This is a genomic window from Frigoribacterium sp. MEB024 (genome assembly GCF_000878135.1).
In the GTDB taxonomy this organism is placed as follows: domain Bacteria; phylum Actinomycetota; class Actinomycetes; order Actinomycetales; family Microbacteriaceae; genus Frigoribacterium.
Map to the genome: position 1 here is coordinate 98,104 of NZ_JXQZ01000002.1, position 21,257 is coordinate 119,360.

Annotated in this window: 20 protein-coding genes, 1 pseudogene and 1 riboswitch; of the genes and pseudogenes, 10 read left to right on the plus strand and 11 right to left on the minus strand. The window is 73.5% G+C overall.

The window, feature by feature from the left end; translation table 11 throughout:
- Positions 1-18 precede the first annotated feature (18 nt).
- The gene (locus tag SZ60_RS01555; protein ID WP_197073474.1) at positions 19-1,449 is read left to right on the plus strand and encodes a serine hydrolase; all 1,431 of its coding nucleotides are present in this window, start codon (positions 19-21) and stop codon (positions 1,447-1,449) included.
- Positions 1,450-1,486: 37 nt separating this feature from the next.
- On the opposite strand, the gene SZ60_RS01560 is transcribed toward SZ60_RS01555, so the two are convergent.
- Both SZ60_RS01560 and SZ60_RS01565 read right to left on the minus strand, forming a co-directional pair.
- Positions 1,487-2,419, minus strand: a complete 933-nt coding sequence (locus tag SZ60_RS01560) for a carbohydrate kinase family protein (protein ID WP_156155441.1) — start codon at positions 2,417-2,419, stop codon at positions 1,487-1,489.
- A 120-nt stretch (positions 2,420-2,539) separates the two neighbouring features.
- Positions 2,540-2,989, minus strand: coding sequence for a DoxX family protein (locus SZ60_RS01565; RefSeq protein WP_043593016.1), 450 nt, complete (start codon positions 2,987-2,989; stop codon positions 2,540-2,542).
- A 279-nt stretch (positions 2,990-3,268) separates the two neighbouring features.
- On the opposite strand from SZ60_RS01565, the gene SZ60_RS01570 reads away from it, so the two are divergent.
- Positions 3,269-4,054, plus strand: coding sequence for an NAD(P)-dependent oxidoreductase (locus SZ60_RS01570; RefSeq protein ID WP_043593017.1), 786 nt, complete (start codon positions 3,269-3,271; stop codon positions 4,052-4,054).
- 52 nt (positions 4,055-4,106) lie between these two features.
- Complete coding sequence (locus SZ60_RS01575) at positions 4,107-4,556, plus strand: GNAT family N-acetyltransferase (protein WP_043593019.1); 450 nt, start codon at positions 4,107-4,109, stop codon at positions 4,554-4,556.
- Between the two features lie 46 nt (positions 4,557-4,602).
- Here the strand turns inward: SZ60_RS01575 and SZ60_RS01580 are convergent, their stop codons facing one another.
- Entirely contained in the window at positions 4,603-5,073 is a 471-nt protein-coding gene (locus tag SZ60_RS01580) for an Lrp/AsnC family transcriptional regulator (RefSeq protein WP_043593020.1), read from the minus strand.
- 169 nt (positions 5,074-5,242) lie between these two features.
- On the opposite strand from SZ60_RS01580, the gene ald reads away from it, so the two are divergent.
- The 3 genes from ald (at position 5,243) to SZ60_RS01595 (ending at position 7,909) form a co-directional block, all read left to right on the plus strand.
- Positions 5,243-6,352 (plus strand): alanine dehydrogenase, encoded by a 1,110-nt coding sequence (ald, locus tag SZ60_RS01585; protein WP_043593022.1) that lies wholly within the window; start codon positions 5,243-5,245, stop codon positions 6,350-6,352.
- A 117-nt stretch (positions 6,353-6,469) separates the two neighbouring features.
- Positions 6,470-7,033 carry a TetR family transcriptional regulator gene (locus tag SZ60_RS01590; RefSeq protein WP_043593023.1) on the plus strand — a complete coding sequence of 188 codons (564 nt, stop codon included), beginning with the start codon at positions 6,470-6,472 and terminating at the stop codon, positions 7,031-7,033.
- A 78-nt stretch (positions 7,034-7,111) separates the two neighbouring features.
- A complete protein-coding gene (locus SZ60_RS01595) occupies positions 7,112-7,909 on the plus strand; it encodes a dienelactone hydrolase family protein (protein WP_043593025.1) in 798 nt (265 codons plus the stop codon).
- A gap of 202 nt (positions 7,910-8,111) precedes the next feature.
- Here SZ60_RS01595 and ribH read toward each other — a convergent pair whose 3' ends face one another.
- The 6 genes and pseudogenes from ribH to SZ60_RS01625 all read right to left on the minus strand — a co-directional run bounded on the left by ribH (position 8,112) and on the right by SZ60_RS01625 (position 13,217).
- Positions 8,112-8,612, minus strand: coding sequence for a 6,7-dimethyl-8-ribityllumazine synthase (gene ribH, locus SZ60_RS01600; RefSeq protein ID WP_043593026.1), 501 nt, complete (start codon positions 8,610-8,612; stop codon positions 8,112-8,114).
- Positions 8,613-8,653: 41 nt separating this feature from the next.
- A pseudogene (gene ribB, locus SZ60_RS01605) lies at positions 8,654-9,328 on the minus strand (3,4-dihydroxy-2-butanone-4-phosphate synthase); the annotation flags it as partial.
- A 2-nt stretch (positions 9,329-9,330) separates the two neighbouring features.
- Positions 9,331-10,020 carry a riboflavin synthase gene (locus SZ60_RS01610; RefSeq protein ID WP_043593028.1) on the minus strand — a complete coding sequence of 230 codons (690 nt, stop codon included), beginning with the start codon at positions 10,018-10,020 and terminating at the stop codon, positions 9,331-9,333.
- A 182-nt stretch (positions 10,021-10,202) separates the two neighbouring features.
- Positions 10,203-10,338: riboswitch (FMN riboswitch) on the minus strand.
- A gap of 90 nt (positions 10,339-10,428) precedes the next feature.
- Entirely contained in the window at positions 10,429-11,121 is a 693-nt protein-coding gene (locus SZ60_RS01615; RefSeq protein WP_043593030.1) for a pentapeptide repeat-containing protein, read from the minus strand.
- 68 nt (positions 11,122-11,189) lie between these two features.
- The gene (locus SZ60_RS01620; protein WP_043593032.1) at positions 11,190-12,614 is read right to left on the minus strand and encodes an L-serine ammonia-lyase; all 1,425 of its coding nucleotides are present in this window, start codon (positions 12,612-12,614) and stop codon (positions 11,190-11,192) included.
- A gap of 87 nt (positions 12,615-12,701) precedes the next feature.
- The gene (locus SZ60_RS01625) at positions 12,702-13,217 is read right to left on the minus strand and encodes a MarR family winged helix-turn-helix transcriptional regulator (protein WP_052505075.1); all 516 of its coding nucleotides are present in this window, start codon (positions 13,215-13,217) and stop codon (positions 12,702-12,704) included.
- Positions 13,218-13,305: 88 nt separating this feature from the next.
- Here SZ60_RS01625 and SZ60_RS01630 point away from each other — a divergent pair, with 88 nt between their 5' ends.
- Positions 13,306-15,519 (plus strand): MMPL family transporter, encoded by a 2,214-nt coding sequence (locus SZ60_RS01630; RefSeq protein ID WP_082059766.1) that lies wholly within the window; start codon positions 13,306-13,308, stop codon positions 15,517-15,519.
- Here the strand turns inward: SZ60_RS01630 and SZ60_RS01635 are convergent.
- On the minus strand, positions 15,444-16,037 hold the full coding sequence (locus SZ60_RS01635) for a thermonuclease family protein (RefSeq protein ID WP_043593034.1): 594 nt from the start codon (positions 16,035-16,037) through the stop codon (positions 15,444-15,446). The genes SZ60_RS01630 and SZ60_RS01635 overlap by 76 nt on opposite strands.
- Complete coding sequence (locus SZ60_RS01640) at positions 16,034-17,434, minus strand: MFS transporter (RefSeq protein WP_043593035.1); 1,401 nt, start codon at positions 17,432-17,434, stop codon at positions 16,034-16,036. Before SZ60_RS01640 ends, SZ60_RS01635 begins: the two co-directional genes overlap by 4 nt.
- A 223-nt stretch (positions 17,435-17,657) precedes the next feature.
- Here SZ60_RS01640 and SZ60_RS17355 point away from each other — a divergent pair, with 223 nt between their 5' ends.
- From SZ60_RS17355 to SZ60_RS01650, 3 genes are all read left to right on the plus strand, one after another.
- On the plus strand, positions 17,658-17,795 hold the full coding sequence (locus tag SZ60_RS17355; RefSeq protein ID WP_171007362.1) for a hypothetical protein: 138 nt from the start codon (positions 17,658-17,660) through the stop codon (positions 17,793-17,795).
- Between the two features lie 194 nt (positions 17,796-17,989).
- Positions 17,990-20,005 (plus strand): hypothetical protein, encoded by a 2,016-nt coding sequence (locus tag SZ60_RS01645; protein WP_156155442.1) that lies wholly within the window; start codon positions 17,990-17,992, stop codon positions 20,003-20,005.
- Between the two features lie 141 nt (positions 20,006-20,146).
- Complete coding sequence (locus SZ60_RS01650) at positions 20,147-21,133, plus strand: aldo/keto reductase (RefSeq protein WP_043593039.1); 987 nt, start codon at positions 20,147-20,149, stop codon at positions 21,131-21,133.
- Positions 21,134-21,257: the final 124 nt, after the last annotated feature.

Genomic DNA, 21,257 nt, shown 5'->3' on the forward strand with positions numbered 1-21,257 from the left:
CCCGAGAGGACCACCTCCGTGACGACGTCATCACACCCCGCCCGCACCGGCCCACCCACGGGAATCGACGCCGTGTTCGCCGCTCGTGCGCCCGAGCGTCGCGGACCGAGCGCCGTCTGGGCGACCTTCGACCGCACGGGCCTCACGCACGACGGCTCGTACGGCGAGATCGCCCCCGGCACCACACCCGGCGTCGACACGGCCTACCGCATCGCCTCGTGCACGAAGAGCTTCACCGCGACGGCCCTGCTCGCCCAACGCGACGCCGGGCTCGTGTCGCTCGACGCACCGATCACCGACGTCGTGCCGGCGTTCGGCGAGGTGGCCCTCCCGACGGCCGACTCCCCCGTACCGACCCTGCGCATGCTCCTGACCATGTCGGCCGGCTTCCCCACCGACGATCCGTGGGGCGATCGACAGGAGTCCCTCACCGACGACGAACTCGACGCCCTGCTGCGGGCCGGGCTGAGCTTCGACAGCGTGCCGGGCACGACCTTCGCCTACTCCAACCTCGGCTTCGCCCTCGTGGGCCGGGCGATCGCGGCCGTCGCCGGGAGGCCCTACCGCGAGGTCGTCGAGTCGACCGTCCTCGAGCCGCTCGGTCTGACGAGCACCGGGTTCGAGGCGACCGTCCCGGCCACCGGCGGAGTCGCGATCGGCCACCGCCGCGCCTCCGACGGGGGCGACGCCCTGCCGTTCTCGGGCCCGGGCGCGTTCTCGCCGATCGGCGGGTTGTTCAGCACCGTGACCGACCTCACGCGCTGGGCGCGCTGGCTCGGCTCGGCGTTCGACCCCGAGGGTCAGGGCGACCTCGACGGCATCCTCTCGCGCGCCTCCCGGCGCGAGATGCAGCAGGTGCAACGGTTCGTCCCCTCCCGGGCCGGGCACCCCGGTGGCTACGGGTTCGGCCTGTTCGTCGAGCACTATCCCGACCACGGCCCCGTCGTGTCGCACAGCGGGGGCTACCCCGGGTTCTCGGCCCACATGCGCTGGCAGACCGCGACCGGCCTCGGCGCCGTCGGGTTCGAGAACGCGACCTACTCGAAGGTCTCCGAACCGATCGGGCTCGCACTCGACGGCATGATGGCCGACCGCGCCGACGCCCGTGTCGTCGTCCGCCCGTGGCCCGAGACGTCGACGGCCCGGGACGCGGTCGAGGCCGTGGTCCGCGGCGGGTCCGTCCCCGACGGGTTGTTCAGCGAGAACGTCGAACTGGACCTCCCGTTCGACCGGCGCCGCGCCTCCTGGGCCGCTCTCGTCGAGTCCGTGGGGGGCTGGGACGACTCCGGCGACGGTGACCTGCTCGCGGCCGACGAGTCGTCGTCACCGTCGCACCTGGTCTGGCGTCGGCGCGGTGCCCGCAGCGTCGTCCGGTTCGAGATCCGGCTGACCCCCGAGCGCCCGCCCCGGGTCCAGACGGTGCTGGTGAGCGCCGAGAGTCCGCGCTGACCCAGGGGCCGTCGGGCGTTCGTCGGGTCCGACGCCGTCAGGCGGGTGGCCGCCCTCCGGCCACCCCGGCGGCCCGGGCGGCGGCGCGGGCACCGCTGCGTCCTGCGACCCCCAGGCTGCGCGAGGTCGCCCACGTGGCGATGAACCCGGCCGAGAACGCGTCCACGAGACCCACCGAGTCGACCCAGCGCGAGACGACCCCGTCGACCACGACCGGTGGCTGCCCCCGCGAGACCACGACGGCTCCCCCGTCATCGGCGACGAGGGCCACCACGCCGACGTGTTCGGCCAGGGCCGTCGCCGAGGCGATCGGCTCGTCCAGCCCGGTCAGCTCGCGAGCCGTCTCGTCCGACGGGAAGAACAGGTCGGCCCCGTGGACGGCCGCGAGGAAAGCCGACACCCCGAACCGGCGGACGATCGAGGCGCTGCCCGGGGCGACCGAGACGAGCGCCCCGGCCTGCCGAGCCCGGCCCACCAGGCGTCGGAGGGCGACGGGGCTGCGGGACTGGGTGACCGTGTAGCCCGTGAAGTGCACGAGACCGGCCTCGGCGACGAGGTCGTCCGGCACGTCGTCGGGGCCCAGCGAGGCGCCCGCCCCCCGATCGGTGAACATGGTGCGGGACGAGCCGTCGACGGTGATGACGACCGTGCCCGTCGGATCGTGCGCGTCGTAGGCCAGACGGGTCACGACCCCCGCGTTGGCGAGCAGTTGCGAGTGGCGTTGCAGGTCGGCCGTGCCCACCCGACCGACGAACGAGACGTCGACCCCCAAGGACCCCAGCCATGCCGCCGTGTTCGCCGCCGAGCCGCCGGCCCGGTGCCTGATGGTGGCCACCGTCTCCGTTCCGGGGGCGCCGCCCGTCCGGGGGCTGACGATGATGTCGTCGAGGACGTCCCCGAAGACGAGGACGGGCGACCCGGTCCGGGGTCGGGCGCCCGGGGGGCGGGGGCGGTCGGCGGAGACGGTCATCGACGTCCACCCGACCACGGATCGAGGGCCGGAACGGGACGAGGAGGCGCAAATCACCCTCGTGAGCACGTCACGTTCACCCGTCCCGGCCTCGCCGACGGGCCGGGTCCGGGTCGTCGGTCAGGCGGCGGCGGGCTGAGCGACCGGGACCTCGCGACGGGCACGCCGGCCGCGGACGACCAGGGCGTCGAGAGCGAAGCGGCCCGGTCCGGTGAGCACGATCGCGATCGAGGCGACCGCGAGGACGAGGACGTACTCGAAGCCGCCGGTCGTCGAGTAGAAGCCGTTCGGCAGGTGGACGGCGACCAGGGCGACGACCGCCGTGACCGCCAGGAGGGCGGCGGCGACCCGCGTGGCGAAGCCGACGACCAGCGCGACACCGGCCGCGAGCTCGGTGACGGCCGCGACCGGGGCCGCGACCTCGGCGAGCGGGATGCCCATGCCGCCGAAGGCCCCCTGCGTCGCGGCGAGGCCGTCGACGGCGAGCTTCTGCCACCCGTGGGCGACGAAGACGACCCCGAGGACGACGCGGACCAGGAGGAGTCCGAAGGACGAGAGAGCTGACGACATGGAGGTGCCTTTCGGTCGGGGACGGGATCGAGGCACGTCGTCGGGCCCTCCGTCACGGTACGAGGTGACGCGTCACCGACCGCGGCCGTGGAGCGCCCTGCCAGGCCTTCGTCAGAGCCCTGCCAGGCTCGGGTGGGGCATCCGGAGGACGCGGGGACGCCTCGCGCGGGCCGTTCGCCGGACGTCGGACGTGCCCCGGGGGACGGTGTCGGTGGTCCCGGGCAGGATCGAGGCGGACCACGAGACGGGCCGAAGGGCCCACGACGAGAGGCGGCACACATGGCGACCATCGCGATCACGGGGGGCTCGGGGCGCATCGCGACCTGGGTCCGCCCCCTGCTGCTCGAGGCCGGCCACGACCTGCGGCTGCTCGACGTGGTCACGCCGCCCGACGACCTCCGAGCGCACGAGACGTTCGAACACGTCGGCGTGACCGACCTCGAGTCCCTCACGGTGGCGCTCGGCGGGGCCGACCTGGTCGTCCACCTCGCGTCCCACGCCAGCGAGCGCACGTGGCACGAGATCCGCGACCTCAACGTCGAGAGCGCGTACGTCGTGCACGAGGCCGCCCGTCGCGCCGGCGTGACCCGCCTGCTCGCGGCCAGTTCGGTGCACGCCGTGGGGTTCGAACCCGGCTCGAGTGCGGCCGACCACGACGTCCCCGCGCCACGCCCCGACTCGTTCTACGGCGTCAGCAAGGTGCTGCTCGAGGCCGTCGGCAGCCTGTACGCCGACCGCTTCGGCTCGACCGTGGTGTCGGCGCGCATCATGACGGCCGAGGTCGAGCCGCACGACGTCCGCAGCCTCGGCACGTGGCTGTCACCGGCCGACGCGACCCGGTTGATCCTGGCCACCCTGTCGACGGCCCCGTCCGGTCACCACGTCGTCTGGGGCGTCAGCCGCAACACCCGTCGCGTCGTGTCGCTGGCGGCGGGAGAGGCCATCGGGTACCACCCCGAGGACGACGCCGAGGCGTTCGCCGACCGTTTCGCCGGGCAGGTGCAACCGCCCAACGCACCCGTCGGCGGCACCTTCACGACCATGCCCCTGGGCGAGGCGTGGTGACCGGCCCGGCGACGGCATCCGGCCACGACCGCGAGGCCGGTACCGTGGCTGCGTGAACCCCACCTTGCACTCGTCGTCCGTCGCCGAGATCGACCCCGTCGTCCTCTACGAGATCCTCCGCCTCCGGGTCGACGTCTTCGTCGTCGAACAGGAGTGCCCCTACCCCGAGCTCGACGGGCGCGACCTCGAACCGACCGCGCGCCTCCTCTGGTTCGCCGACGGCGACGCCGACGCCCGGGTCCTGGCGACGCTCCGGGTGCTGCACGACGGCGACGACCGTCGGATCGGCCGGGTGGCGACGGCGGCGGCGGCCCGTGGCCGTGGGCTCGCAGCCGACCTGATGCGGGCGGCCGTCGACGGGTGCGAGGGGCGACTGATCCGGCTCGACGCCCAGGCCCACCTCTCTGGCTGGTACGCACGGTTCGGCTTCGTGGTCGACGGTGACGAGTTCCTCGAGGACGGCATCCCCCACCTGCCGATGGCGCTCGCCGCCACGCGCTGAGGTCGGCTCGGCGCGTCGGCGCGTCGGCGCGTCGTCGACCGGTCGATCAGACGGTCGGGCCGGGGTGGTGGTGCTCGAAGACGAGACTGGTGCGGGTCGAAGCGACGGCCGGATGCGCCGAGAGGTGGTCGAGCACGAACTCGCGCACGTCGTTCGTGTCACGGACGGCCAGATGGATGATGAAGTCCTCGGACCCACCCAGGAAGAACAGCTGCACCACCTGCGGCAGGGCCCGGATCTCGGACGAGAAGGCGGCGATGCGCTGCCGGGCCGAGGCGAGGATCGTCACGCTGATCAGCGCCTGCAGGTCGAGCCCGAGTGCCGACAAGTCGATGTCGGCACCGAAACCGGCGACGACGCCGCGCTCGACGAGCGACCGGAGGCGCGCGAGACACGTCGACGGAGCGATCCCCACCTGCGCGGCCAGGGTGGCGTTCGGGGTGCGGCTGTTCGCGACCAGCAGGCGCACGAGCTGCCGGTCGATCTCGTCGAGCCGAACGTCGTTCGTCGCAACCATGCCTCGCCACACCTCTCGTCGTCGATCGTGCGGCGACAAGGGCCCCGCACAGAATCTCGTGCGGAAAGCTTGGCACGCATCGGCACGAAACAGCACACTGACCTCAGTTCGGCGAACAGAGGCGTGCACCGGCCGCCCGTCGTCGAGGCCACTCCCGAGAGGACGAACCATGCGCGTCGGCATCCCCACCGAGATCAAGAACAACGAGAACCGCGTCGCCGCGACTCCGGCCGGCGTGCACGAGTTCTCCCGCCGCGGTCACGACGTGGTCGTGCAGGCGGGTGCCGGACGGGGGTCGGGGTTCTCCGACGCCGAGTTCGTCGCCGCGGGCGCGACGGTGGTGGACGACGCGGCCACCGTCTGGGGCGAGTCCGACCTGCTGATGAAGGTCAAGGAGCCGATCGCGGCCGAGTACCCGTTGATGCGGGCCGACCAGACCCTCTTCACCTACCTGCACCTCGCGGCGTCGCCCGAGTGCACCGAGGCCGTCCTCGCCTCCGGCACGACCGCGATCGCGTACGAGACGGTCCAGCGGGACGACCGCAGCCTGCCGCTGCTCTCGCCGATGAGCGAGGTCGCCGGCCGCCTGTCCACGATGGTCGGTGCCTACCACCTCATGAAGCCCATCGGCGGCACGGGCGTGCTGCTCGGTGGCGTCCCCGGCACCCCGAAGGCGAAGGTGGTCGTGATCGGCGGTGGCGTCGCCGGCGAGCACGCCGCCGCGAACGCCCTCGGCCTCGGCGCCGACGTGACCGTCATCGACGTGTCGCTGCCGCGCCTCCGTGCCCTCGAGGTGCAGTTCGGCGGCCGGGTGCAGACCCGCGCCTCGACGGCCTACGAGATCGGCGCCCAGGTCGCGGCGGCCGACCTGGTGATCGGCTCGGTGCTGATCCCCGGTGCCCAGGCCCCCAAGCTCGTCACCGACGACATGGTGGCGTCGATGCGTCCCGGGTCGGTGCTCGTCGACATCGCCATCGACCAGGGCGGCTGCTTCGAGGGCTCGCACGCGACCACGCACGACGACCCGACCTTCGCCGTCCACGACAGCGTCTACTACTGCGTCGCCAACATGCCCGGCGCCGTCCCCCAGACCTCGACCCGGGCCCTGACCAACGCGACCATGCCCTACGCGCTGGCCCTCGCCGACCGGGGGTGGCGTGACGCCATCGCGGCCGACGCGTCGCTGGCCCGGGGCGTCAACGCGGTCGCCGGGCGCATCACCAACGCCGGCGTCGCGACCGCGGCCGGCGTCGACCTGGCGGATGCCCGCACCCTCTGACCCGTCCGACGGTCCGACGGCGCCCGCCAGGACGCAGAGCGAAGCGGTCGGTCCGGCAAGCGAAGACCTCGATCCGAACAGGGTGGTCCGGTGGGATCGAACCCCTATGCTCTGGGCATGGCACGACGACCCACCCCACCACGGGAACGGCTGCTCGAGGCAGCGAGGACCGAGTTCGCCGCCCGCGGCCTCGCCGGGGCGCGCGTCGACACGATCGCGCGGGACGCCGAGGCGAGCAAAGAGCGCCTCTACGCCCACTTCTCGACCAAGCGCGACCTCTTCGACGCCGCGCTCGGCGAGAGCATCGGGCGCTGGGTCACCGTCGTCCCCTTCGACGCCCACGACCTGCCCGGCTGGGCGAGTGCACTCTACGACCACCTGGCCTCGAACCCCGACGACGCCCGGCTGCTGCTCTGGGGTCAGATCGAGGGCGTCGCGCTGCCCAGCCCCGGCGTGCTCGACCACGGCCAGCTCGAGGCGCGCCGCGACTCGGTGCGCGCGGCGCAGGACGCCGGCGACATCTCGTCCGGCTGGGATGCCGACGAGTTGCTGACCATGGTCTTCGGCGTCGTGCTGGCCTGGTTCGTCACGCCCGAGGCCACCAACCTGCACACCGGCCCGCAACAGAGGCGTTGCGACGTCGTGCGACAGGCGGTGGCCCGGATCGTCGCCCCGGGCTGAGACCCCGCCCGGGTTCCGGGACGAGACCCGGTCGCGACCGGTCGGCACCGTCCGACCCGCCGGGAGTAGCGTCCCCGTGTGACCACGACCGAACCCACTCCCGCCCTCTCCCCCGACCTGCAGCGCGTCCTCGACAGCGTGCCCGACCCGGGCGGCGTCACGACGTCGGACGCGGTGTACGCGGCGACCGACGTCGATCTCGAGGGGTTCCTCGCGACGCCGGCCCGCGCCTCCTCGTCCGAGCTCGTGCCCGGCGTGCTCGTGCTGCACGACTGGTTCGGCGTCGTCGACCACGTCAAGGTGCGCGCGCAGATGCTCGCGCGGCTCGGCTACGTGGCGCTGGCCGGCGACGTCTACGGGCAGGGCGTGCGCCCGTCGCCGCAGGACGCCGCCGGCGAGGCGGGCAAGTACTACGGCGACGTCGCACTGTTCCGGTCGCGCCTGCTGGCGAACCTCGAGCGCCTCCGGGCCGAGCCCGGCGTCGACCCGTCCCGGATCGCCGTGATGGGCTACTGCTTCGGCGGCTCGGGAGCCCTCGAGCTGGCCCGCGCGGGTGCCGACGTCGCCGGCGTCGTGTCGTTCCACGGTGGTCTCGGCACCGGCATGCCCGCCGAGAAGGGTGCCGTGACGGCCCCGCTGCTCGTGATGACCGGCGCGGCCGACCCGGTGGTGCCCGACGAGGCGGTCGTCGCGTTCGAGGACGAGATGCGCGCCGCCGAGGCACCCGACTGGCAGGTGCTGAGCTACAGCGGTGTCCTGCACGCCTTCGCCGTGCCCGGCACCGACTCGCCCGACCACGGTGCGCAGTACGACGCCCGCGCGGACCGTCGCTCGTGGCAGCAGCTCGAGACGTTCCTGTCCGAGGTCTTCGCCTGACCGGTCGCCCCGCCCGGGGTGTGCACTTCGCGACATCGACCGCCCGACACGCCGCTCCCCTCTCGAGGTGAACGGCGTGTCGTCGTCCGGCTGTCGGGTTCGGCACGGTCGACGCGGCCGGAGAGGTCGCGAACGGCCCGGCAGGAGGCGCGGGTCGTCGACCCGAGGAGGCGCGGGTCGGGGGACCAGCGCAGCGCAGGTCCTAGAAGCCGGCGACTCGGGCCGTGCCGGCCCGGGCCAGGTCGCGCAGCTGGACGGCCGTCGCGACGGCGGCGTGGGCCGCCTCGGCGCCCTTGTCCTCTTTCGAGCCGGGCAGGCCGGCGCGGTCGAGGCCCTGCTGCTCGTCGTCCAGGGTGAGCACGCCGAACCCGACGGGCTTGCCCGTGTCGAGGGTCACCCGCAGCAGGCCCGAGGTCGCGGCGTCGGACACGTACTCGAAGTGCGGCGTCCCGCCGCGGATGATCACGCCGAGGGCGACGACCGCGTCGGCCCCCGCCTCGAGGGCGGCCTTGGCCACGACGGGCAGCTCGAAACTGCCCGGCACGCGGACGACCGTCGCGGTCGCGCCGAGGCGCTCGACCGTCGACAGCGCGCCGGCCAGCAGGCCGTCGGTGATCGTCTCGTGCCAGGTGCCGGCCACGATCGTGACACGGATCCCCGTGCCGTCGACGTCGAGGTCGGTGGGTGCGCCTTCTCCGCTCATGCGGGATCTCCTTCGGTGGTGCGGGTGATGGTGTCGGTGGTCGGTGCCTCTGGTGCCGGGACGGGCTCGTCGAGGTCGCGGTCGCCCAACCAGGTGACGAGATCGGCGATCGTCACGACCGGGACCCCCTCACGGGCGCCGAAGTCGAGCAGGGCGCGCAGGCGCATCATCTCGCCGTCGTCGCCCACGATCTCGCTGATCACGGCGACGGGTCGCAGTCCCGCGGCCTTCATCAGGTCGACGGAGGCCTCGGTGTGGCCGTCGCGCTCACGCACTCCGCCGTCGCGGGCCCGCAACGGCAGGACGTGCCCGGGGCGGTGGAGGTCGTCGCGCACGCTCGTCGGCGACGCGAGCGTGCGGAGGGTCGTCGCGCGGTCGGAAGCGCTGATGCCCGTCGTGACACCCGCGGCCGCGTCGACGCTCACCGTGTAGGCCGTGCCCCGGGCGTCCTCGTTGCGGGCGACCATCGGCGGCAGGTCGAGTCGGTCGGCGATCTCGTTCGTCATCGGCGCGCAGACGAAGCCCGACGAGACCCGCACCGTCCAGGCGATCCACTCGGGCGAGGCCAGCTCGGCGGCCAGGACGACGTCGCCCTCGTTCTCGCGGGACTCGTCGTCGACCACCACGACGGGTCGGCCCCGGCGCAGGTGTTCGAGGGCGAGCTCGATCGGTGCGAGGCGCGAGTCGACCCGCGCCTCCTCGGCAGGTGTCGACACGGTCACGGGCGACCCGCCGCGGCGGCGTCGAACGGGTCCGCGGCGTCGACCGGTGCGGTCGCGTCCCGGGGCCGATCGGCGTCGAGCGCGTCCAACCGGAGCATGCGGCGCACGTGGCGGGCGAGCACGTCGGTCTCGACGTTGACCCGGTCGCCGACGGCTTTGCCGCCGAGGGTCGTCACGGCGAGCGTCTCGGGGATGAGGCTGACCTCGAACCAGCCCGGCGCCTCGCCGGGGTCGCTGATCGCGCTGACCGTGAGGCTCACGCCGTCGAGCGTGACCGAGCCCTTGTCGACGAGCAGGGGCGCGAGGTCGTCGGCGAGGTCGAACCGGACCCGACGCCAGGCGTCGCCCTCCTCGATCTCGACGACCGTGGCCGTGCCGTCGACGTGGCCCTGCACGATGTGGCCGCCGAGGCGGTCGCCGACGCGGGCGGCGCGTTCGAGGTTGACCGGCGTGCCGGGGCCGAACGCCCCGACCGTGCTCATGGCCAGCGTCTGACGCATGACGTCGGCCGTGAACGTGTCACCCTGCCGCGCGACCACCGTGAGGCAGACGCCGCTGACCGAGATGGAGTCGCCGTGCGCGGCGTCGGTGAGCACGGCCGGGCCGTGGACCGTGAGGCGGACGCTGTCGCCCTGGTCGTCGACGCGCGCGACGCGTCCGAGTTCTTCGACGAGACCGGTGAACATCAGCGCACCGCCGTGCTCGTCGCGTCGACGGGTCGACGCGTCCGTGCGTCGGTCCCGTGGGGCGTGGTGGCCTGCGTCGTCATGTCGTCCTCCGGTCTGCCTGGCTGTGTGCCGAGGGCTCTCCGGGGGTGCGCGACGCGAGGGTCGGCATCGGCCAGGGGTCCGCGGACGGACGACCGGGCCCGCGCCACCTCTCATCCGGACTATGACCGTCGGTACCGGAGTTCCACCGGTTCAACCGGGCCCTCACCTCTCGGTGACGACACGGGTCGCGGACTGTGACCGCCGGCTCAGATTTTCACTGACCCCGGAGCGCGTTGCTCTGTCGGTGACGATAGCACCGCCGCCTCGTGCCGCCCCGACGTGTTCGACCAGGGCGTAGCCGGGCGCAACACGGGCGGCCCGGGCTCAGCCGACCACGAGCCCGAGGTGAGCCGCCATCGTCGGGGCGAAGGTCGCCAGCTGCAGCTCGTCGATGGTCGCGCCGCGAAGCCCTTCGAAACCGTCGATGCGCGAGAAGTCGCTCGTGCGCAGGTCGGTGTGCGACAAGGAGGCGCGGGTCACGTCGAGCGTGCCGATGCGGCAGTCGACCAGCGCGACCCGCAGGGCCTGCACGCCCCCGAGGTCGAGTTCGCCGATCGTGCACCCCGCGATCACGACGTCGGTGAGCCGTGCCCCGCGCAGGTTGAGGAAGTCGATCTTGCCGCCGACCAGGCGCACCGACCGCAGCTCGGCGTCGAACAGCTCGGCCGACCCCCACCGGGGCCGCTCGACGCGGACGTCACGCCAGGTGCTGCGCGCGGCGGCCAGCTCGGGGGCGAACGAGTCGGCCAGCACCGACTCGACCAGGCGCGCACCGCGCAGTCGGGCCGAGCCGAGCCGGGGCGCTTCGAAGACGCACTCGGTGAACTCGGCCCCCTCGAGGTCGCGGTCGGTCAGGTCGGCGTCGACGTAGCGCTCGAGCTCACGGCTGTCGCGCGGTCCCAGCAGGTCGGTGCCGAGGTCGACGAGTCCCTGTGGATCGACGGGATCGAGCCGCGGGGCGTCGGTGCCGCCCGGGGTCGCGGGGCGGGACGGCGTGGGGCGGCGCGGCGGGGTCATGCGACGAGGCTAGCGGCGACGTCCGACACGACCCGCGCCTCCTCGGGTCGGCCGCCCGCCACCCGTGGTCAGCACTCGATGACGTTGACGGCGAGCCCGGCGCGGCTGGTCTCTTTGTAGCTGTCCTTCATGTCGCGACCGGTCTGACGCATGGTCTCGATGACGGTGTCGAGGCTGACGACGTGGCTGCCGTCGCCGAGCAGGGCCATGCGCGTCGCGGCGACGGCCGTGCCCGCGGCGATGGCGTTGCGCTCGATGCAGGGCACCTGGACGAAACCACCCACGGGGTCGCAGGTGAGACCGAGGTGGTGCTCCATCGCGATCTCGGCGGCGTTCTCGACCTGGCGGGGCGTTCCGCCGAGGAGCGCGGTCAACGCCCCCGCGGCCATCGATGCGGCCGAGCCGACCTCGCCCTGGCAGCCGGCCTCGGCCCCCGAGATCGAGGCGTTGCGCTTGTAGAGCGAACCGATCGCCGCGGCCGTCAGCAGGTAGGTGCGGGCCAGCTCGTCCGCTGTGGCACCGTGGAAGCGCATCGCGTAGTAGCCCACGGCCGGGATGATGCCGGCAGCCCCGTTGGTCGGTGCCGTGACCACGCGGCCGCCGCCCGCGTTCTCTTCGTTGACGGCCATCGCGTAGGCCTGCAGCCACTGGGCCGGCAGGTCGGAGGCCAGCAGCGAGGAGGCGCGGCCCTGGTCGATCGCGGAGCCGCCGAGTGCGAAGGCGGTCGCCCTCTCGTCTTGCTGGCGCAGCATGGTCGCGAACTGGCGGGCGCGCCGCGGCACCTTCATCCAGCCCGGCAGGACGCCCGTGGCCGCGAGACCGGCGTCGACGCAGGCCCGCATCGCGGCCCAGCGGGCGTCGAGGCCCGCGGCGGCGTCGGCCTCGCCGTGCAGCGCGACCTCGTTGCGCCAGGCGAGCTCGGCGATCGACACGCCCTCGGCGTCGCAGAGGCGCAGCAGGTCGTCGGCGTCGGCGAACGCGAACGGCGCCTCGGCGGTGGGGACGGCCCGCTCGTCGTCGCCGTCGCGCACGACGAAGCCGCCACCGACCGAGAAGTAGACCTCGCGCGCGAGGGTCACGCCGTCGACGTCCAGGGCCTCGACGCTCATCGCGTTGGGGTGCCGCGGCATGCGCGTCAGCGGAGCCATCCGCAGGTCGTTGGGGGCGAAGGCGATCTGGTGGCGCCCGAGCAGCCGCAGGCCGCCGCCCTGCTCGACCGCCTGCTGCATGCCCGAGACGACGGCGGGGTCGCAGGTCTCGGGCTGCATGCCCGCGAGACCGGCGAGGACGGCCGAGGGCGTGCCGTGGCCGAGGCCGGTCGCGGCGAGCGAGCCGTAGAGCACGGCCTCGACCCGGGCCACGTCGGCCAACCGGCCGTCGGCCTCGACGCCGAGGAGGAACTCGCGGGCGGCACGCATGGGGCCGACGGTGTGCGAGCTCGACGGGCCGATGCCGATCGAGAAGAGATCGAGGGCCGAGACGTGATCGGTCACGTGCCACCTGCCTTCCGGGGTCACGACGACGTTACCCGCTGCCGCCGACGGCCAGGGGCCCGGGGCGCCGAGTAGGCACGGGTCGCCTCAGTCGGGACGCCCCACCTCGCGGGCCCGCTCGGCCATCGCGCCCGACATGCCCTCGAGGAACCGCCGGACGGTCTCGAGCTCGGCCTCGTCGAAGTCGGCCATGACCCGGTCGCTCATCGCGCCGAGCGGCCCGAAGAACGCCCCCGCGACCTCGCGGGCGCGATCGGAGTAGCGGACGAGCACCCGGCGTCGGTCGGCGTCGTCCCGGCTGCGCTGAACGTGCCCGACCTTCTCGAGGCGGTCGATGACCCCCGTGGCCGCCCCCGAGGTGACGCCCAGCAGCTCGCCGAGCCCGCCGGCGGTCACGGGGTCGCCGTCGCGCTCGGCCTGCATGACGTGCAGCAGCGCCTCGAGGTCGATGTGGCCGAGTCCGTGCCGAGTGGCGAAGGCCTGGGCGACCTTCTGCGACTCGGTGGTCAACCGTTGCATGTGGGTGACGATCTCGTCGGCCTGCGGCGAGCGCGGCGGACGGGTCGACGGCGCCGTGGGGGCCGGGTCTGTCGGGGTGGGCATGGAACCTCCTGCGTGACGAGTCTGGTCGATGCTCCTGTGATCTGCAATACTCTTAGTAACTAAGACATTCAGCGACTGAAGGATCATCATGCGCACCCTCGCCCGCATCGTCAGCGGCCACCGCACCGCCTGGGCCGTGCTCGCCGCGACGGCCGTCGCCGTCGCCCTGCTCTTCGCCGTCCTGCCGACGAGCGAGGGCGACGCCGCCCCACCGTCGGGCGTGCCCGACACGAGCCAGTCGGCCGAGGTGACCGAGATCCTCGCGTCGTTCCCGAGCGCCGAGACGACGGTGGGCATCCTGGTCTTCAGCCACGGGGGCGACCGACTCGACGCCGCCGACCTCGCCGCGGTCGACGCCCGGGCCGCGTCCCTCGCCGAGCTCTCGACGACCCCGCAGGCCGTCAGGCCGCAGATCAGCGACGACGGCACCGCGGCGATCGTCGCCGTCCCGCTCGACGCCGCGACGGCGGACGCCGACGTCGCGGGCACGGCCACGAGCCTGCGTGACGCGGCCTCGACCGACCTGCCCGCCGGACTGGACGCCCTGCTCACCGGTCCGATCGGGTTCCAGGACGACATCGCGAACGCCTTCGCCGGGGCGGACGTCCGGCTCCTGCTGGTCACGGTGATCGTCGTGGCCGTCCTGCTGATCGTCACCTATCGCAGCCCGGTGCTGTGGATCGTGCCGCTGGCCGTCGTCGGTGCCGCCGACGCCCTGGCCGGCCGGGTCGCGGCCGCCGTCGCCGAACCGCTGGGCATCCCGCTCGACGCCTCGATCTCGGGCATCCTCTCGGTCCTCGTCTTCGGCGCGGGCACCAACTACGCCCTGCTGCTCGTCGCGCGCTACCGCGAAGAGCTCCTGCGCCAGCCCGACCGTCACCGCGCCATGCGCACGGCCGTGACGAGCGCCGGCCCCGCCATCGCGGCGAGCGGCGGCACGGTCGCGCTGAGCCTCCTGACCCTGCTGCTCGCGTCGCTCACGGGCAACCGGGCCCTCGGTCTCGCCTGCGCGGTCGGCGTCGTCGTGGCGATCGTCTTCGCCCTCGTGGCGCTGCCCGCGGCACTGGTGGTCTGCGGTCGCGGACTGTTCTGGCCCTTCGTGCCCCGCGCCTCCTCGTCCGACGCGACCGACGCGACCGACGCGACCGACGCGACCGTCGCGACCGTCGCGACCCGCACGGACGACCGGACCGCAGGAGGCGCGGCGCACCACGCGGCACCGCGACGCGGCTTCTGGGACCGTCTCGGGCGCGGCGTCCGACGCCGTCCGGCCGTCGTGGCCGTCGCGTCCGTCGCGGGCATCGGCGTCCTCTGCCTCGGGCTGAGCGGCTACGCCGTCGGCCTGTCGCAGACCGACCAGCTGCTCGGCGACCCCGATTCGGTCACCGCGCAACGGGTGATCGACGAGTCGTTCTCGGCGGGGCTGACCAGCCGCACCACCGTGGTCGTCCCGTCGACGGTCGCCGACGAGGCCACCGCGCTCGCGTCCGGCACGGACGGCGTCGACACGGCGACGACCGGCGAGACCGAGGGCGGACTGACCCGCGTCGACCTGCAGCTCACCGCCGAGCCCGAGAGCGACGCCGCCTTCGACACCGTCGAGCGCCTGCGGTCCGGCTACGCCGACGCCGGCGGCCGCCTCGCCGACGCGCTCGTCGGCGGCAGCGACGCCACCGCCTACGACACGAAGGTCGCGGCGCAGGCCGACATCGACCTGATCGCACCGATCATCCTGGCGATCGTGTTCGCCGTCCTGGCCCTGCTGCTGCGCTCGCTCGTGGCCCCCGTGCTGCTGATCGCCTCGGTGCTGGCCACGTTCTTCGCGAGCCTGGGGGCCTCGACCTGGTTGTTCCAGAACGTGCTGGGGTTCCCCGCGCTCGACACGGCCGTGACGCTCTACGCGTTCCTGTTCCTCGTCGCGCTCGGGGTGGACTACAACATCTTCCTCACCACCCGGGCCCGCGAGGAGGGCCTCGTGCACGGCACCCGCGAGGGCATGGTGCGGGCCCTGGCCTCGACCGGTGCCGTCATCACGAGCGCGGGCATCCTGCTGGCCGCCGTGTTCGCCGTGCTGGGCGTGCTGCCGGTCGTCGCCCTGACCCAGGTCGGCGTGATCGTCTGCCTGGGCGTGCTGCTCGACACCCTGGTGGTGCGCACCGTGCTCGTGCCCGCGCTCGTCTTCCTCACCGGTGACGCCTTCTGGTGGCCGAGCCGGCGCGCGTCACGTCAGCCGCAGGCCGCCCAGAGCCCGACCCGCGAGGCCTCGGCCGACGCCTCGGCGGCGACGAACCGGTCACGGTAGCGGTACGCGTCGTCGTAGGTGTCCTCGCGCCCGTAGCCCTCGGCGACCAGTCGCTCGTTGAGCATCGTGCCGTCTGGCGACCAGACGTAGCGCAGCAACCGGTCGTAGCGGTCGGAGTCACCCTGCGAGGCGTCGTCCTCGAGCCAGACCGTCGCTCCCTCGGGCAGGGTGGCCGTCGTGAAGGCGCTGGCCTCGGGGCCGAAGCAGTCGATCGGCGCGTCGGGTTTCACGGTCTCGGGGGTGTCGACGCCGATCAGGCGGATGCGCTCGCGCTCCCCCGCGACGGTGACGATCACCGTGTCGCCGTCGACGACGCGCTCGACGACGGCCTCGGCCGCCGCGGCCGGGACGCTCGTGGGCACGGGAACCGCACCCGTGCCTCCCGGGTCGACGCCCGCCGACCCGTCGCCGAGGAGGCGCGGGAACGCCACGAGGACGGCCCCCGCCACCAGCACCACGACGAGGCCGAGCAGGCGACGCGGCGTGAGGCGACGCCGCGACCGGCGACGCGCGCTCACTCGGCGAGCCGGGTGCCGCGGAGCTCGGGCAGCATCGTGGCGGCGACGGCCCCCACGACGAATACCGCGCCGAAGACGACGAAGAGGGTGGGTGGGCCGCCGAGGGCGATCAGCGGCGGCACCGACAGCGGGGCGGCGATCGAGGCGATGCGTCCGACGCCGGCGGCCCACCCCGCTCCCGTGCCCCGCAGCGGGGTCGGGTAGAGCTCGGGCGTCACGGCGTAGAGCGCGCCCCACGCGCCGAGGTTGAAGAACGACAGCGCCATGCCCGCGACGAGGATCTGCGCGACGCTGCCGCTGACGGCGCCGAAGCCGAAGAACACGGCCGCGACGGCCGACCCGAGCAGGAAGGTCGCGAGCGTCCCCCGGCGCCCCCACTTCTCGATCAGCCAGGCCGAGGCCGCGTAGCCCGGCAGCTGGGCCAGCGTGATGATCAGCACGTACTCGAACGAGCGCACGAGCGGGAAACCGGCCGCGACGAGCAGCGACGGCAGCCAGACGAAGGCGCCGTAGTACGAGAAGTTGGTCATGAACCAGACCACCCAGATCGCGACCGTGCGGCGCGCCATGCCGGCACCGAACAACCGACCGACGGAGGCGCGGGCCGGCTTCTCGACGACCCGCGCCTCCTCGGCGGCGACGGTCGGGGCGGCGACGGTCGGGGCGGAGACGGTCGGGGCGGGGACGCCGGCGGCCTCCTCGAAGCCGCGGACGGTGCGCTCGGCCTCGTCGTGACGCCCCCTCGACTCGAGGAAACGCACCGACTCCGGCATCTTCAGGCGCACGAACACCGCGTAGAGCGCGGGGGCCGCGCCGATCAGCAGCGCCCAGCGCCAGCCGTCGTCGCTCGTCGGGATCACGAGGTAGCCGACGAGGGCGGCCGCGATCGAGCCCACGGCCCAGAACGCCTCGAGCAGCACGATCACGCGACCGCGGATGCGCCGGGGCGAGAACTCGCTGACGAGGGTCGACGCGACCGGCAGCTCGGAGCCCAGGCCGAGGCCGACGACGAAGCGCAGGACGAGCAGCACGCCGACCGACCACGACAGGGCCGAGAGGCCGGTGGCGAGCCCGTACAGCAGCAGGGTCAGGGCGAAGACGGTCTTCCGGCCCAAGCGGTCGGCCAGCGAGCCACCGACGGCCGCGCCGATCGCCATGCCGGCGAACCCGGCCGAGGCGACCCAGGCCAGTTGGCCGGCCTGGTCGCTCCAGACGGTCATGAGCTGGGCGATGACGAACGAGAGCAGGCCGACGTCGAGCGCGTCCAGGGCCCAGCCGATGCCCGAGCCGGCGAGCAGACGACGGTGCTTCGAGGTGAACGGCAGCTCGTCGAGACGCTCGCTGCGCGTCGGGACGGCCGGGGTCGAGGTCGAGGTCGAGGTGGGGACGGGGGTCATCGGGGCCTGTCGTCTCTGCGTGTCGTCGGGGTCGGGTGGGTGCGGGGTCGGGCGGTGGTCGGGGTCGGGTGGGTGCGGGGCGGGCCCGGGCACCTGGCCGAGGCGGATCGGGCCACTCGGCAGTGTAGGAGCCGTGAACATGGTCGCCGCTACAGACACCGGGGCCCGGGCACCGTAGCCTCGGGCGGATCGGATCATCGCGGTCCGCGACGGAGGCACCACCATGGCAGAGAAATCAGCGAAGAAGACCACCGCGAAGGTCGCCGTGCGCTCTTTGAAGGAGAAGCGCGCCGACAAGAAGGCCAAGGGAGCGACGGGTAGCCACTCGGAGGACATCGTCTCCAACGCCAAGAAGCGCTGACGCACGACGTCCCCGAGGGGGCGCCGACCTCCGTACCGGGTGACCGGTCGCGAGGCGGCGCCCCTTCGCCGTCCCCGGCCCGCGGCGACACCCACGACGACGCCTCAGGCCGATCCGGGTGTGACACGAGATCCATACCTGACATAACCTCGACCTCGTGGCCCGCGATCAGGCGTGGGCTCGGAGGGACGAGAATGGTCGACAGACGGATCAGGACGTGGGCGGCGGCGACGGTGACGGTCGTCATGGCCGGTGCCCTGGCACTCGGAGGCGCGACGAGCGCCTCCGCCGCCGGGCCGGGGACGGTCGGCTGGGCCGACTTCACCGTGGACGGGACGGCCCGTGCCTACACCGGCACGATGACGCTGCCCGGGGACTTCCCGCAGGCGACGTTCACGTCGACCTCCCGCCAGGCGACGATCCCCAGCGGGTCGAGCACCTGGCAGGGGACGGGCACACCGGTCGGCGCCGAATACGACTCGAGCCGCGGTCGCCCGTACCTCAACCTCCGTCCCGCCGAGGACTCGCCGACCACGGCCGCCGCCTCGGTCACGACCTACACCTTCGACCGGGCCACCCCCGCGAGCGACTGGTCGTTCGTGCTGGGCGACGTCGACGCCGACCAGGTGACCGTGTCGGCCACCGACGCCGCCGGTGCAGCCGTGCCCGCGAGCGCCCTCGGGTTCCGGAGCACCTACAACTACTGCCGCACCGCCGGTGCACCGTCGCCGTCGTGCGACGCCGCGGCGTTGCGTGACGTGCCCTCGTGGAACGCCACCACGGGCGTCCTGACCGGCAACGCGACCGCGGCCGACACCGAGGGTGCCGCCGCCTGGTTCAGCCCGACCGTGCCGCTCTCGACGCTGACCTTCACGTACCAACAGCGTTCCGGATTCCCCGTCTACCAGACCTGGTTCGTGACCAAGACGTTCACGGCGAGCGGCGCCGTGACGAACGACGGCACGGCCTACCCCGGAGCGGTCGTGACGGTGGTCGACCCGGCGACCGGCGAGGTCGTCGGGACCACCACGACGGTCGGCCCCGACGGCACCTGGTCGGTCCCCGGTCTCGTCTCGGGCACGCCCTACGAGGTCGACGTCACGACGCCCGACGGTGCCACCGACCTGCCCGCCCGCCCCGTCACCGTGGCCGGAGACGACTCGCCAGGACTCGACTTCGCCTTCACGGGCGCCGTGGCCCCGGCCGACACCGCACCCCTCACGGTCACGGTCGTGCAGGCCGACGGCACGCCCGTGGCCGACCGTCCGGTGAGCATCGTCGTGCCCGGCCAGATCGACCCGGTCGCGTCCGGGACGACCGGCGCCGACGGCTCGATCACCTTCGAAGGTCTCGACCCGGCGGCCGAGTACGACGTGGTCGACGAGGTCACGGGCATCGCCCGGGGTCCGGTCACCACGGCCTCCGGTGCCTCGATCACGCTCGACCCGACCGTCGAGGTCACGACGAGCATCGTGAACCCCGACGGGTCGGCGCCCGCGACCGGGTCGACCGTCGACATCGTGCCGGTCGGCGAGACCACGCCGGTGGCGAGCGTCGAGACCGGCGCGGGCGGCTCGTTCACGGCCGGCGGCCTGACCCCTGGTGAGCAGTACGAGGTGATCCTGAACGAGGACGTCGACTCGGCCGTCACGATCACCGCACCCGCGACGAGCGGGACCATCCCGCCGGTGCAGATCGCCGCGCCCGACACGGTCACCGTCGAGGGCACCGTGGTGAACGCCGACGGCACCCCCGCCGCGGGCCTCGAGCTGTCGCTGATCGAGGCGGACGCCACCGACCCCGAGCCCGTCGCCACCCCGACCACCGACGCCGCGGGCGTCTACCGGGCCGACGACCTCGTCCCCGGCACGACCTACGACGTCGTGGCCGACGGCGAGGCCATCGGGTCGTTCACGGCACCGTTCGCCGACGGCACCGTCCCGACCATCACCCTCGCCGCGCCTCCCGTGGTGACTCCGGTGACCGACCCCGCGCCGAGCCCCGACCCCACCGTGTCGCCGGCACCCGTCGTGCCCTGGGCCGGTGGGTCCGGCACCGGCGGATCGGGCAGCGGCGGCTCGGGCCGACCTCTCGCCTACACGGGCAGCGAACCCGGTCTGCCCCTCGGCCTCGGCGCCGCCGCACTGGCCCTGGGCCTCGCCCTCGTCACCGGCTCGGCCGTCGTCCGGCGCCGGGTGGAGCGCCGCTGACGGCCGTGAGCGCCGGGTCCTGAACCCGGCAGACCGAGGAGGCGCGGTGTCCGGTCGACGGGCACCGCGCCTCCTGCGGTTCCGTCCGACCGCGCACCGGGCCTGTGCCGTCGCCGGGGGCGAGGGAGTTGGCTCGGGACCATGAAGAACACCACACTCGGCCAGGTCGACGGCGGACTCGACGTCGGCCGCCTCGGCCTCGGCCTGATGGGCATGTCCGCCTTCTACACCGGCAACAGCACCGACGACGACGAGTCGGTGCGTGTCATCCACCGGGCGCTCGACGTCGGCGTCACCCTGCTCGACACCGCCGACATGTACGGCCCCCACACGAACGAGCAGTTGCTCGGCCGCGCTCTCAAGGGCCGCCGCGACCAGGCCGTGGTCGCGACGAAGTTCGGCAACGTCACCGACCCCGAGGCCCGCGCCGAACGCACGGTCGACGGTCGTCCCGAGTACGTCCGCCGGTCGGTCGACGGATCGCTGCAGCGCCTCGGCATCGACCACATCGACCTCTACTACCAGCACCGCGTCGACCCCCGGGTGCCCATCGAGGAGACCGTGGGCGCCATGGGCGAACTCGTCACGGCCGGCAAGGTGAGGTTCCTCGGGCTGTCCGAGGCCGCACCCGAGACGATCCGCCGCGCCCACGCGACGCACCCGATCACCGCCCTGCAGACCGAGTGGTCGCTGTGGAGTCGCGAGCCCGAGGCCGAGATCCTGCCGACGGTCCGCGAACTCGGAATCGGCTTCGTGCCCTACTCGCCGCTCGGTCGTGGGTTCCTCACGGGCACCATCCGCTCGGTCGACGAGCTCGCCGAGGACGACTTCCGCCGCTTCGCACCCCGCTTCTCGGGCGACAACCTGCAGGCCAACATCCGCATCGTGCAGCAGGTCGACGAGGTCGCCCGGGCCGTCGGAGCCACACCCGGTCAGGTCGCGCTCGCCTGGCTGCTCGCCAAGGGCGAGGGCATCGTGCCGATCCCGGGCACGAAGCGCCGCGCCTACCTCGACGAGAACGTCGCGGCCGACGACGTCGTGCTCGACGCCGAGCAGATGCACCAGCTCGACGACGTGGCCGCGCCGAAGGGTGCCCGCTACGCCGACATGTCGACGGTCGACGAGTAGGCCACCGGCACCACACCGTCGGCTCGGCCGTCGCCCGGCGTGAGCCGTGGCTCCGCCACCCCGCCACCCCGCCACGAAATGAACATCCCGCCACGTTTTCTCGTGGCGGGATGTTCTTCCAGGG

What these genes read in the sequence shown, in the direction of transcription:
- SZ60_RS01560 (WP_156155441.1), bottom strand. Translation starts at nt 2,419, where the DNA reads ATGACCGTCTCCGCCGACCGCCCCCGCCCCCCGGGCGCCCGACCCCGG.
- SZ60_RS01565 (WP_043593016.1), bottom strand. Translation starts at nt 2,989, where the DNA reads ATGTCGTCAGCTCTCTCGTCCTTCGGACTCCTCCTGGTCCGCGTCGTC.
- SZ60_RS01570 (WP_043593017.1), top strand. Translation starts at nt 3,269, where the DNA reads ATGGCGACCATCGCGATCACGGGGGGCTCGGGGCGCATCGCGACCTGG.
- SZ60_RS01580 (WP_043593020.1), bottom strand. Translation starts at nt 5,073, where the DNA reads ATGGTTGCGACGAACGACGTTCGGCTCGACGAGATCGACCGGCAGCTC.
- ald (WP_043593022.1), top strand. Translation starts at nt 5,243, where the DNA reads ATGCGCGTCGGCATCCCCACCGAGATCAAGAACAACGAGAACCGCGTC.
- SZ60_RS01590 (WP_043593023.1), top strand. Translation starts at nt 6,470, where the DNA reads ATGGCACGACGACCCACCCCACCACGGGAACGGCTGCTCGAGGCAGCG.
- ribH (WP_043593026.1), bottom strand. Translation starts at nt 8,612, where the DNA reads ATGAGCGGAGAAGGCGCACCCACCGACCTCGACGTCGACGGCACGGGG.
- SZ60_RS01610 (WP_043593028.1), bottom strand. Translation starts at nt 10,020, where the DNA reads ATGTTCACCGGTCTCGTCGAAGAACTCGGACGCGTCGCGCGCGTCGAC.
- SZ60_RS01615 (WP_043593030.1), bottom strand. Translation starts at nt 11,121, where the DNA reads ATGACCCCGCCGCGCCGCCCCACGCCGTCCCGCCCCGCGACCCCGGGC.
- SZ60_RS01625 (WP_052505075.1), bottom strand. Translation starts at nt 13,217, where the DNA reads ATGCCCACCCCGACAGACCCGGCCCCCACGGCGCCGTCGACCCGTCCG.
- SZ60_RS01630 (WP_082059766.1), top strand. Translation starts at nt 13,306, where the DNA reads ATGCGCACCCTCGCCCGCATCGTCAGCGGCCACCGCACCGCCTGGGCC.
- SZ60_RS01640 (WP_043593035.1), bottom strand. Translation starts at nt 17,434, where the DNA reads ATGACCCCCGTCCCCACCTCGACCTCGACCTCGACCCCGGCCGTCCCG.
- SZ60_RS17355 (WP_171007362.1), top strand. Translation starts at nt 17,658, where the DNA reads ATGGCAGAGAAATCAGCGAAGAAGACCACCGCGAAGGTCGCCGTGCGC.
- SZ60_RS01645 (WP_156155442.1), top strand. Translation starts at nt 17,990, where the DNA reads ATGGTCGACAGACGGATCAGGACGTGGGCGGCGGCGACGGTGACGGTC.
- SZ60_RS01650 (WP_043593039.1), top strand. Translation starts at nt 20,147, where the DNA reads ATGAAGAACACCACACTCGGCCAGGTCGACGGCGGACTCGACGTCGGC.